The 13,103-nt window shown below is 64.9% G+C and carries 1 protein-coding gene; it reads left to right on the forward strand.

Features of this window, described 5'->3' with window-relative positions; genetic code table 11:
* Positions 1–13,103 (forward strand): beta strand repeat-containing protein (locus tag ACKWJN_RS15390; protein ID WP_408598345.1); only part of this gene is annotated, 13,103 nt, incomplete at both ends.

The following is a 13,103-nucleotide window of genomic DNA, read 5'->3' on the forward strand; positions in this document are numbered from 1 at the left end:
GACTTCCTGCGCGCCAGCGGCGACTTTGCCTTCCACCGCAGCAGCTCAGCCGTCACCGTCAAGCTCGCCGCAGACACCGCAGGCACGGCGGCCGATGAAACCACCACCGGCGTGCAAGTCAACGTCATGACTTTGGGCGCCACCGGCTTGAACGCTGTCTTGGGCGGCGCCACAGGCCCGGCCTTGGGCGTGACCGGGCTGGAGTTTGGCCTGGCCCTGATGGCTTCAACCGCCACACCGTCGCGCCGCTGGACCTCTTTGCAAGCCAGCGCCACATCGGTCGCCCTTAGCGGGGTCAGTGGCGTCACCTTGAGCGGCAACAACCTCGCCTTTGCCTTGAACAGCGCCGACGCCGTGGCCGATGCCGTGGTCGACTACAGCGCAGGCAAAACCTCGCTGTCGGTGGCCACAGGCGTGGGCACCAGCCTGGCCTTGGGCATCGACGGCAGCCGTGGCACCTTGTTGCAAGCCAGCGGCAGCGTGACGGTGGACTTTGGCAGTGCCGTCCACCTGAGCGGCACCCTGGGTTTCACCCGCAGCAACAACGTGCTGGAAGTCGCGGGCAGCGGCATCACCGCCGCCTTGAGCGGTGGCGGCGTCACGGCCAGTGTGACCGGCGCCAGTTTTGGTTTGGAAGTGCTGGCCAATGGCACCTATTGGTTAGAGGCCACCGGCGGCTTCTCGCTCAGCGGTGGCAGCTTCGCTTCGGCCAGTGCCGACTCGGCCTTGTTGCGCGTCAACACCACAGGCGCCAGCCAAAACAGCAAATCCCTGAGCTTTGGCGAGTTCGCTTACACCTTGCCCACTCTGGGCGTGCAAGGCACACCGGCGGTCAGCGTCACCAACCTGCAAGCCACCTTGGCCGGCACCTTCTCGGTCAGCGGCGACTTTGCCTTCGAGCGCGACGGCATCACGGGCGAGATCAAGGTCTTGGCCTCCAGCGCCAATGTCTGGATGACCGCAGGCGACTTCAAGGCCGGCGTCACCAACGCATCGGTCGCCATGGTGGTCAGCAATGCCGCGTCACATGCCGGCACGATGTTGGAAGCCAGTGGCGGCATCAGCCTGTCCTTGGGCAGTGTGGTGCAAGCCAGCGCCAACACCACCCAAATCAGCTGGAACTCGACCGACCAAGCCGTGGCCGGACGCCAAATCTCTGTGGTGGGCACCAGCTACACCTTTGGCAACTTGTCGGCTGGCTTGCAAGAGGTCCGCCTCACTGGCGCGACCGTCGTGGCGGGCGACTTCTTGCGCCTGAGCGGCAACTTTGCGTTCCACCACAGCAGCGCTGCCGTCACCGTCAAGCTGGCGGCCGACACCACGGGCACCGCCGACAACGAAACCACCACCGGCGTCCAAGCCACCGTCATGACCCTGGGCGCCACGGGCGTCTCGGCGGTCTTGGGTGACGCCAACGGCGTGGCCTTGAACCTCACAGGCGTCGAGTTCGGTTTGGCCTTGATGGCCTCGACCACCACCCCCAGCCGCCGTTGGACCAGCCTGCAAGCCAGTGCCTCCTCGGTCGCGCTCACGGGGTTCACCGGCCTGACCTTGAGCGGCAGCAACCTGGCTTTTGCCATGAACCGCTCCGAGACTGCGGCAGACGCCGTGGTCGACTACAGCGCAGGCAAAACCTCGCTCTCGGTGGCCACCGGCGTGGGCACCAGCCTGGCCCTCAACATGGCCGGCAGCCTGGGCAGCTTGTTGCAAGCCAGTGGCACCGTGGCCCTCGATGTGTTTGGCTTTGTCCAAGCCTCGGGCCAGTTCATGTTCCAACAAGCCGACCAAGACGTCACCTTGGCCGATGGCCGCGTGGTGGCCGCCCGCGTCATGACCTTGGGCGCCACCTCGCTCAACGCCTTTGCGGGCCTGGACGGTGGCACCGCACAGGCCATGGGCTTGAACCTCACGGGCGCCGAGATCGCGCTGGCCTTGGTCACCGACAAAGCCGACGCCACCCGCACTTGGAGCAGCCTCAAGGCCACCGCCAGCACCGCCGCCTTGACCGGGGTCACCGACCTCACGCTGAATTCTTCCAACTTGGTGGTCAGCGTCAACCAGGCGGGCCAAGCGCTTGACCCGGTGCTCGACACCCTCACGTCCCCCATCAGCGTCAGCACCAGCGCCAGCACCCACGTCAGCCTGTCGGAAGACGGGGCCCAAGGTCGCTTGCTGCGAGCCGCGGGCACCTTCGACGTGCAAGCCTTTGGTTTCTTGAGCCTGAGCGGAAGCTTGGCGATGGAGAAAAGCAGCCAATCGGTGGTGCTCTCGGGCAACACCAGCCCCACAGCGGTCGACGTGCTGCGCGTGGGCGGCACCCAGCTCGACGCCTTTGTCGGCGTCAACGCCAGCAACGCGGGCAAGACCGGTTTGAACTTGACCGGGGTGGAGTTCGGCCTCGCCCTGATGGCCGAAACCGGCGTCGCCACCCCGCGTGAATGGGTCAGCTTGCAAGCCACGGCCAACAGCGCCGCCTTCGTGGGCGTGGCCGGTTTGGGCTTGACGGCCAGCAACATCTCGGTGCAAATCAACCGCGCCTCGTCGGACAACAAAGTGGTCGACTACGCCGCTGGCAAAACCACGCTGTCGGTGGCCACGGGCGTGAGCACCAGCTTGGCCTTGAGCATGGACGGCAGCCGTGGCGCTTTGTTGCAAGCCAGCGCCCACCTGAATGTGGATGTCTTTGGCTTTGTGCAGCTCGACGGCGACTTTGCCCTGAGCAAACAAACCAACACCCTCAAACTCGGCAACGGCAACACCGTCACGGTCGATGAACTCACCTTGGGCGCCCACGGCATCCAAGCTTTTGCCGGCGTCAACGGTGGCACCGCCCAGGCCGTGGGCCTGGACATGTCGGGCGTCGACTTGGCCTTGGTTTTGGCCAGCGAACACGTCGCCTCTGGCACCGCCCGCGAATGGACCAGCCTCAAGGCCTCGGCCGCCAGCGTCTCGCTCACCGGCGTGGACGGCTTGCAAGCCACCGGCCGCGACCTCTTGGTTGAAGTCAACCAGGCCGCCTCCGACGGCCAGTTGATCGACTACAACGCACAAAACCTGGTGGTCGCCACCGGCCCCACCAGCCAAGAGACCTTCAGCATGGCGGCCGCCGACGGCAACTTGCTGCGTGCCAGTGGCAACCTGAACCTCAGCGCCTTTGGCTTCTTCCAAGCCCAAGGCAACTTGGCCATCACCCGCAAAACCACCAACTTGCACACGCGGGTTGCCAGCACGTCGGCCACGGTGTCCACCGATCTGCTGACCATTGGCGGCACCGGTTTGCAGGCCTTCGCGGGCATCAACGCAGGCACGGCCGATGCCGCAGGTTTGTCGCTCAGCGACGCCAGCTTTGCCTTGGTGCTGGCCAGCGAACACGGGGTGGCCACACCGCGTGAGTGGTCCAGCTTCAAAGCTTCGGCCGGACAGGTGGGGGTGGTGGGCATCGATGGCCTCACGGTGGCAGGCAGCGGCCTGTCCGTGCTCATCAACCGCGCGGCCAGCGATTCGACCGTGCTCGACTTTGCCGGCGCCAACGCCCTCACGGTGAGCACCGGCACCGGCTCCACCACCCAGATCGATGTGGCGGGTTCTTTGGGCGTGTTGACCCGTGCCTCGGGCACGCTGGACATCGACCTCCTGGGCTTTGCCCAGTTCCATGGCGATGTGGCATTTGAAAAGAGCCAAGGCTCGGTGTGGGTGCAAGGCGACACCAGTGCCACCACCGCCAACCTGCTCAAAATCGGCGCCAGCAACGCCTCGGGTTTCATCGGCATGCACGGCGGCACCGCCGAGGCCGTCGGCTTGGGCTTCAGCGGTGCCAGCTTTGGCGCGGTGGTGGCGGCCGACCAAAGCAACACCGCCCGCGAGTGGATCGCGATGCAAGCCAGCATTGCCTCGGCCAGCTTCACCGGGGTCGACGGCCTGACCGCCAGCGCACAAAACATCGAGCTGCAAATCAACCAAGCCGACACCGTGGCCGCCAGCCGCAAAGTGCTCGACTGGTCGCCCCACAGCATGGCCGTGGCCACCGGCGCCAGCAGCACGCTCACGCTCAACATGGACGGCGCCAGTGGCCCGCTGCTGCGCGCAGCCGCCACCTTGGACGTGAATGTTTTCAACTTCTTTGAGTTGCAAGGCAGCTTCGCTTTTGAGAGCAAACAGCAAGACCTCACGCTGTCGGACGGCAAAGTCATCCATGCCGACACGCTGTCGGTGGGCGGCAGCGGCGTCAACGCGTTCTTGGGCACCAACGGCGGCAGCGCATCGCAACTGGGTTTCTCGCTGCAAGGCGTGGACTTTGGCTTGCTGTTGGCCACCGACCGCGCCGATATCTCGCACCAATTCACCACCTTGCAAGCCAGCGCCAATTTGGCGGCTTTCACCGGCATCTCCGACTTGACCTTGCAAGGCAGCCATCTGGGCATCGAGGTCAACCGGGGTGTCCACGTGGCCGGCAAGCCCTCGTCGAGCGACATCCAAAACGCGCTCTACCACCTGGACCTCACGGGTCAAGCGGCGGGCGGCCTGCGCTTCACCTTGGGGGCGGGCACCGCGTTGGTCACCTTGACCGGTCAAGAAACCAACGCCCAAGTCATCACCGCGCTCACCTCGGGCTTGGAAAGCCTGTCCACGGTGGGGGCCGGCAATGTGCGTGTCTCGGGCGACCGCATCCAAGGCTATGACATTGAGTTTGTCGGCAGCCTGAGCGGCACCGCCGTCACCGGTTTGGCCGTGACGGCCCCGGTGCCTGCGGTGTCGGTGGCCGTCACCACCGACACCAGCGCCGTGGCGGCCGTCAACGAAGTCAAAGACATCGTCATCGTCGCCGACCGCGTGGTCAGTGCGCCGGTCGATGTCAGCGTGACCCAGGTGGTGGCGGCCGGGGCGGGCAGCAACGAAGTCAAAGCCCTGTTGTTCACCACGCCTTACACCTCCAAGGGCACCTACGATTTGAGCCTGTCGGGCACCCCCGGCACGGTGGCGACGGTGCGCTTCGTGCAAAACGACGTCACCAACAACGCCGCCAACATCAAGGCCGGCATGGCCACCTTGTTGGGGCTGGCCGGCAACACCACCGCCATCACCGTGGCCTTTGACAGCGGCTACACCGGGGGCGGCCACCGCTACACCATCAGCTTCTCGGGCAGCCTGGCCAAGACCGACATCGCCGACTTGGTGGTCAGCGAGTCGATGACCGGCGATGTGCTGCCTTTGAACCGCAGCCAAGGCGCAGCGGCCACCCACGAGGTCCAGCGCTTGGTGCTCGACACCACCTCCAGCGGCACCTTCAAACTCAGCCTCAAACAAGGCGCCACCACCTACACCACCAGCGCCTTGGCGCTGGGCGCCAGTGCCGCCGATGTGGCCAGCGCCCTCAACACCGCGCTTGGCGCAGTGGGCACGGTGTCGGTCACCACCGACGGGGCCCATGCCTACCGCGTGAGCTTTGGCGGCAGTTTGGCAGGCGTCGACGTGGCCATGCTGCAAGCCCAGGTCACGCTGGCGCCCTTGGCCCCCAGCGGCAGCTTCACCATCGGCTACAACGGCCAAACCACCGGCAACATCGCCTACAGCGCCACCCAGGCCACCCAAGCCGCCAACATCAAGGCGGCTTTGGTCAGTGCGTTCAGCTGGTCGGCCAACGACATCGCGGTGGTCTATGACAACACCCGCTCCACCGCCAGCGCCTCGCACTTCACCCTGAGCTTCTCGGGGGCCTTGGCCGGCGTGGATGTGGCCAACATCAGCACCAACTCCAGCGGTCTCACCCGCGCCACGGCCACACCGTACAACCTGACCCAGGGCCACGCCGCTGTGGCCGAGGTGCAAAGGATTGCCTTCACCACCAACGCCCAAGACGGGAGCTTTGCGCTCACCCACCAAGGCCAGACCACCGCCAGCCTGGCGCTGACGTCCAGCCTGGCCCAAGTGCAAACCGCCGTCACCGCCGCCTGGGGCAGCAACGTCACCGTCACCTTCTGGAACGGCCAAACCCTGTTGCTGCAATTTGGCGGCAACCTGGCAGGCTTGGATGTGGCTGCGGTCACGGTGGTAGCCCAGGCTACGGCCATGGGCGCCACCTTGCAAGCCACCCAAGTGGGCCACACCGAGCAGGTGGCCGCGCAGCAAGCCAGCACCTTGGTGGTCGATTACACCGCCCATGCGGTCAGCGTGCCCAGCGGCCCCGCAGGCGCCACGTTTGCCTTGAGCCTGGACGGCGCCAAAGGCGAGCTCACCCACGCCAGTGGGGCGCTCACCTTGGACGCCTTTGGCTTTGTGCAAGCCCAAGGCACGTTTGACATTGAAAAGCGCGATGCCGAGCTGACCTTGGGTGACAAAAAAGCGGTTCAGATGGACTTGCTCACCCTCGGCGCCCACGTCACCCAAGCCTTTGCCGGTGTGGGTGGGGGCACCGCCAGCGCCATGGGCCTGAACATCAGCCAAGCCGATGTGGGCCTGGTCTTGGCCACCGAAAAACCCGATGTGGACCACCCCGGAGCCACGCCGCGCCACTGGAGCAGCCTGAGCGCGCAGGTGGGCGCCGCCAGCTTCACGGGCGTGACCGGGCTGACCGTGTCGGTCGACACCCTGGCCGTCACCCTCAACCGTGCCGCCACCGATGGCAGCCTGATCGACTACCTGGCCCAAGGCCTGGAGGTGCAAACCGGCACCCACGTGGCACCCGCCAGCGTGACCTTGTCGATGGACGCCGCCCTGGGTGAGTTGACCCGCGCCAGCGGCCACCTCAACGTCGATGTGTTCGGCTCGCTCCAAGTCGCGGGCGACTTTGGGCTGGAAAAACGCCGTGGCACCGTCACCTTGGCCGATGTGGCGTCCACCCAAGCCGACGAATCGGCCACCCCCGTCAACGTCGACCTGCTCTTGCTCGGCGGCCATGGCCTGTCCGGTTTTGCGGGCATCAACGGTGGCCAAGCCAATGCCTTGGGCCTGGCGGTCGAGGGCGTGGACATCGGCCTGGCTTTTGTCAGCGAACGCCAGATCAACGGCAGCCCCGTCACCCCGCGCGCTTGGACCAGCGCACAAGCCAGCATCACCAGCGCCTCTTTTGTGGGCGTGGACGGGCTGACCATCGCGGCCGACGGCTTGCAGTTGCAAGTCAACCGCGCGGCGGCCGACACCTCGGTGGTCGACTACCGCACGGGCAAAACCGATCTGTCGATCTTGACCGGACCCGCCAGCAGCTTGGCCCTGAGTTTGGACGGCAGCAAAGGCCAGTTGTTGCAAGTGGCCGGGCATTTGACCCTGGACGTGTTTGGTTTTGTCCAGGTCGACGGCGACTTTGCCCTGCAACAAGCCAGCACCCCGATCGACCTCAAGTTGTCCGACGGCACCACCCGCAGCGCGCGTGCCTTGCTGATCGGCGGCTCCAATTTGCATGCTTTTGCTGGCTTGAATGGCGGCCAGTCCAACCAAGTCGGCTTGCAGCTCACCGGGGTGGACTTTGGCTTGGCCTTGTTGAGCGACACCGCCGACCAGACCCGCAGCTGGACCAGTTTGCAGGCCACGGCCAAAGCCGCCGCCTTCACCGGCGTGACGGGGTTGACCGTCAGCGCCGACACCTTGTCGATCGAAGTCAACCAAGCCACCAAGCTGTCGGATGCGGTGGTCGACTACGCGCTGAGCAACCCGCAAAACCAAGCCAGCGCCCGCAAGACCGCGCTGCAAGTGGCCACCGGCACGGCCAGCACGCTGACCCTCACCCTGGACGGCGCGCAAGGCGAGCTGATGCGCGCGTCGGGCCATTTGCAGATCGATGCGTTTGGTTTCTTCCAAGTCGCAGGTGGCTTTGCCATCGAGCGCCGCCAAGAAGAGTTCTTCCTCAACGACGGCGACTTCTCAGACGACGCCGCCAAGGCCAAGGCGCCCACCAAGATCAAAGCCAATTTGCTCACCATCGGCGGCCACGGGGTCGATGCTTTCGCGGGCATCCAAGGCGGCACCACCCATGCCATTGGCTTGTCCATGCAAGGCGTGGACTTTGGCCTGGCCCTGATCAGCGAAGTGCCGGTGGGCAATGCCACCGCACGCCAATTCACCACCTTGAAAGCCCAAGCCCAATCGGTGGCCTTGGTGGGTCTGGCGGGCTTTGACGCCCAAGCCACCGACTTGTCGGTCGAGATCAACCGTGGCGTGGCCGGTGTCGGCGGTGCGGGCGATGTGGTGATCGACCACAGCTTCCGCTCGCTCGATGTGCTCACCGGGCCCGGCGCCACCGTCACGCTCGACACCAACGGGAGCCTGGGCAACCTGACCCGTGCCTCTGGCCACGTGCAGCTGACGGTGTATGACTTCATCACCCTCAGCGGCAGCATGGCCTTTGAGTCGTCGTCCAAGACCGTCACCTTGGCCAACAACACCACCGTGGCCACCGACGCGTTGTTGGTGGGCGGCACGGGGATCTCGGCTTTTGTGGGCATCAACGGAACTTCCGCCGACCGCATCGGTCTGCAACTCAACGACGCCTCGTTTGGTTTGGCCCTGCTCAGCGCCAAGGCCGACCCGACCCGCAACTGGACCAGCTTGCAAGCCTCGGCCAGTTCGTTGTCGTTTGTGGGCTTGAGCGGCCTGACGGCCTCGGCCACCGGCCTCACCGTGTCGATCAACCAAGCGGGCAAGCTCAACGACGCGGTGGTCGACTACGCCAGCGGCAAAACCAGCTTGAGCATCCCCACCGGCACTGGCACCAGCTTGGCCCTGTCCATGTTGGGCAGCGAGGGCGAGATCCTCAAAGCCGCCGGCAGCTTGGACATCGACCTGTTTGGCTTCTTCACCGTCAAGGGCAGCTTTGCCTTGGAGCAACGCGCGCAAGCCGTGACCTTGTCCGATGGCTCGGTCATCGAGCACGCCAACCTGATCACCGTGGGTGGCCATGGGGTTGACGCCTTTGCCGGTGTCAACGCCGGCAGCGCCGACGCCAAGGGCTTGAGCCTGGGCTCGGTCGACTTCGGCCTGGCCCTGATTGGCGACCCCGATGACACGGCCCGCCACTTCACCAGCTTGCAAGCCACGGCCGGCTCCGCCAGCGTGGTCGGTTTTGATGGCCTGACCTTGCAGGTGCAAGACCTGCTGGTCAACGTCAACCGTGGCATCAAGGTCGCGGCCCAAGGCGCCACCACCACCAAGGTCAACACCAAGCTGGCCTTGAAAGTGCCAACCGATTTTGTGGGTGACTTGACCTTCGGCGACGGAAGCGGCAACCAAGTGGTGCAGGTGGGTGCCGACACCACCGAGCTGGAGATGATCACCTTGCTGAGCGCCGCCATCGGCCGCTTGGCCAGTGTGGGCTCGGCCAACAACGTCAAGATCACGGGCAACCGCGAAGACGGCTATGAGATCGAGTTTGTCGGCGCCAAGTCTGGCGTCAACGTCACGGGATTGACCGTGACGGCCGCCGCCGCCAGCGTGACCGCGCAAGTCACCACGCTGCAGTCTGCCCAGGCCGGCACCAGCGAGATCAAACTGCTCACCGTCCAGGCCCTGCGCGACGCTCCCGCCCCGGTCACGGTGGCGGTGCAAACCGTGGTGCCTGCTCAGGCTGGCGTGAACGAGAGCAACAGCATCGTCTTCACCTCACCGGGTGTGGCGGGCAGCTACACCGTGTACTTGGTCAACGACGGCTTGGTGCAACAGCAAACCGACGCGGTGGTGGGCGCCAGCGAAGTGCAGCGCTTGAACCTGGTGGGCGACACCACGGCCACCACCTCCACCCTCACCAGCCAAGTCAGCGAGTTGCAAGCGGGCTCGGTGGGCCAATCGGCTTCCTTGGCCGTGGTGTTCAAGGCCGACAAGGTCATCCAGGAATACCAAATCTTCCGCCTGTCTGACCCCGCCACCAAGGTGCGTGCGGTCTACCGCAACAGCAACAACGTGGCGCAAACGATCAGCGAGATGCGCTCGGCCTACGCCACCTTGTTCAAAGACTTGACTGGCGGCGTGGTCGACACCTCGGCCGTCACCGTCACCCGCGACACCAGCTTCAGCGGCACGGGCGACCGTTACGTGGTCACCTTTGTCGGCGCCTTGGCGGGCAGGGCGATGCCTGACACCGGCTTCAACTTCTACCTGGGCAGCGCCAAAACCTCCACCACCGGCTACAGCTACACCACGCTCAAGAGCGGCGGTGTGGGCCAGCCTGAAATTCAAAAGGTCAGCCTGAGCGGCGGCAGTGGCAGCTTCACCCTCAGTCTGAGCTACAACGGCCAGACCTACACCACCACGGGCATTCAACTCGGCGCCAATGCGGCCACCGTGCGCTATGCCTTGAATGCCGCGCTCTCAAGCACCGGTGGCTCGGTCGACGTCAGCAGCAGCGCCAGTTCCAACTACTTGGTCACCTTCCGGGGCGCGCTCGAAGGCAAAAACCTGTCGATGCTCACTGTCAACACCACGGCAGCGGCCTTGGCCCCCACGGGCACCTTCAAGCTGAGCTTTGCCGGTCAGACCACGGGCGACATCCGCTACACCACCAACGGCACACTGCTGGCCCAGCGCGTGCAAACTGCCTTGGCCGCGCTCTCCAACGTGGGCGCTGCCAACATCCAGGTCGGCTTCAATGCCGCCCAGTCCAACACCGGCCTGATGGGCTTGGACATCCGTTTTGTGGGCGCCTTGTCCCAAGCGAATGTGGCCGACATCAGCGTGGACGACAGCGGCCTGACCCATGCCAGTGCCAGCACCCAAGTGGTCACCCCTGGTGTGGCGGCGGTGTCGCAAGTGCAGCGCGTGGTCTTGGGCGCCGACGCCCTCAACCAAGGCTTCACGCTGACCCTGAGCTACGCGGGCGCTACGTACCAAACCGCGCTCATCTCTGGGCATGCCACCGCGGCAGAAATTCAAACCGCGCTCAACAGCGCGTGCGCTGGCATTCCTGGTGCCAAGTTCTCGGTGCTACGCGCCAACACCACCGCCAGCGAGGTGCTGGTCACGGCCGGCGGCAGCTTGCAAGGCCAAAACCTGGGCCTGTTCGAGTTGCAAGCCCAGGGCTCAGCGGCGGTGGGCAGCACCGCCAGCAGCACCTTTGTGGTGGGCAACACCGCCACCAACATCGCCCACCTCAAAACCGCTTACGCCACCTTGTTCAAGGGCTTGACGGGCAATGTGGCCGACACCTCGGCGGTGGATGTTCAGTACGACGCCAGCTACAAAGGCGGCGAAAAATACACCATCACCTTCGTCGGTGCCTTGGGACACCAAGACCTCGCCAGCAAAGGCATCAGCATTGCCAGCACCACGCTCAATTACCGCTTGGTCAGCAACGGCTCGCCCGCCCAAGCCCAGGTGCAAGAGGTGGTCATCGACCGCCAAGACAGCGCCTCTGGCAAGTACCGTTTGAGCCTGAGCTACAACGGCAAAACCTACACCAGCGCCGACCTGACCCTGGGCAGCTCGGTGGGCACCGTGCAAGCGGCCTTGCGCCTGGCCAAGGCCAGCGACAACACCACCTTGGGCAGCTTGGGCACGGTCACCGTGTCGGGCACAGAAAACCGCTACGACGTGCAGTTCGCGGGCAACCTCGCAGGCATCAGCCTCGACAGCCTGCGTCTGGTGTCCTTGACGGTGGATGAGCAGCTGCCCCAAGGCAATTTCCAAATTTCTTACGTTGACAGCAACGGCACCCGCCACGACAGCGCTGCCATTGCCTACAGCAGCACCGCCAGCACCTTGCAGGCCAACGCGCAGGCGGCGCTCAACACCTTGTTCGGTGCGGGCAACGTCACCGTGGCGGTCGATGGCACGCAAACCGCAGGACGGCGCATCGGCTTGACGCTGACCTTTGGCAGCGCCTTGGCCAACCAAAACGTGGCCGACATCACCGCTTACTTTGGCGGCACCTTGAATGCGCAAAACCTGAGCTTGGCTGTGGTGCAGCCGAGCAATGTGCGCCAAGGCCAGCTCAAAACCGGCGAGCTGCAACGCGTGGCCCTGACCTCGGCGGCCAGCGACGTGGGCTTCACCTTGCAAATCAGCCACGGCGGTCAGTCACAGACCAGCGCGGCCATCGACGCCAGCATGACCCAGGCCCAGGTGCAGACCGTGGTCACCGCCATGCTGCAAGGGCTCAACACCAAAGTCGGCGGCGGCTTTGCCGGCAGCGCCACGGTGAGTTTCTGGAGTGGCAAAGTGCTGGAGCTGGGCTTCGGTGGCTCACTGCTGGGGGTGAACGTGCTCGACTTGGTGGTCACGCCGGTGGCCAAAACCTTCACCGTCAGCCTGACCACCGAGCAAACCGGTTCGACCACCACCAAGGCGGCGCAGGCCGAACACATGCTGGTGGTCGACTACAGCCTGACGGACCCCCTGGACCCCAACAGCGCGCGCAAGACTGCATTGACCGTGCGCACCGGCAGTGCGGTGGGCAACACCTTCAAGATGACCCTAGACGGCACGGTGGGCGAACTCACCGAAGTCCGGGGCCATTTGACACTCAACGTGCTGGGCTTTGTGGCCGCAGTGGGCGACTTTGGCATCGTCTCCAAAACCCAAAGCGTTACCTTGGACAACGGCAACACCGTGCAAGTCGATGCTTTGCTGATCGGTGGCTCCAACCTGAATGCGTTTGCCGGCATGAACGGCAGCTACGACAGCCAAGGGCATTTGTCCTCCGCCGCCACAGGCTTGAGCTTGACCAACGTCGAACTGGGCTTGGCCTTGCTGACCGAACACCGCACCGGCCTCGAAGCCGCTGGCACCGTGATGCGCGGCTGGACCACGCTGCAAGCCACCGCAGGTTCGGTGAGCTTTGTGGGCTTGGGCAACGATTTGAAGGTGTCTGCCACCGGCGTGGCGGTGGCCATCAACCAGGCCAACGGCGCGGCCACCCATGTGGTGGACTACGGCCTGACCGATCCTGCCGACACGAACAGCGCACGCAAAACCGTGCTCGCAGTGCCCACGGGTCCAACCCAGAATTTGGCCTTGACCCTCGACGGCGCCAAGGGCGAGATGAAACGCGCGAGCGGCCACTTGGTGCTGGACGTGTACGGCTTCTTCCAAGTCGAAGGTGACCTGGCGATCGAGAGCAGCAGCGCAGCCGTCAAGCTGGCCAAGCAAACCGGACAGAACACAGGCGAAGCGGTCAATGTCGA

This window comes from Limnohabitans sp., from assembly GCF_046052825.1.
In the GTDB taxonomy this organism is placed as follows: domain Bacteria; phylum Pseudomonadota; class Gammaproteobacteria; order Burkholderiales; family Burkholderiaceae_C; genus Limnohabitans.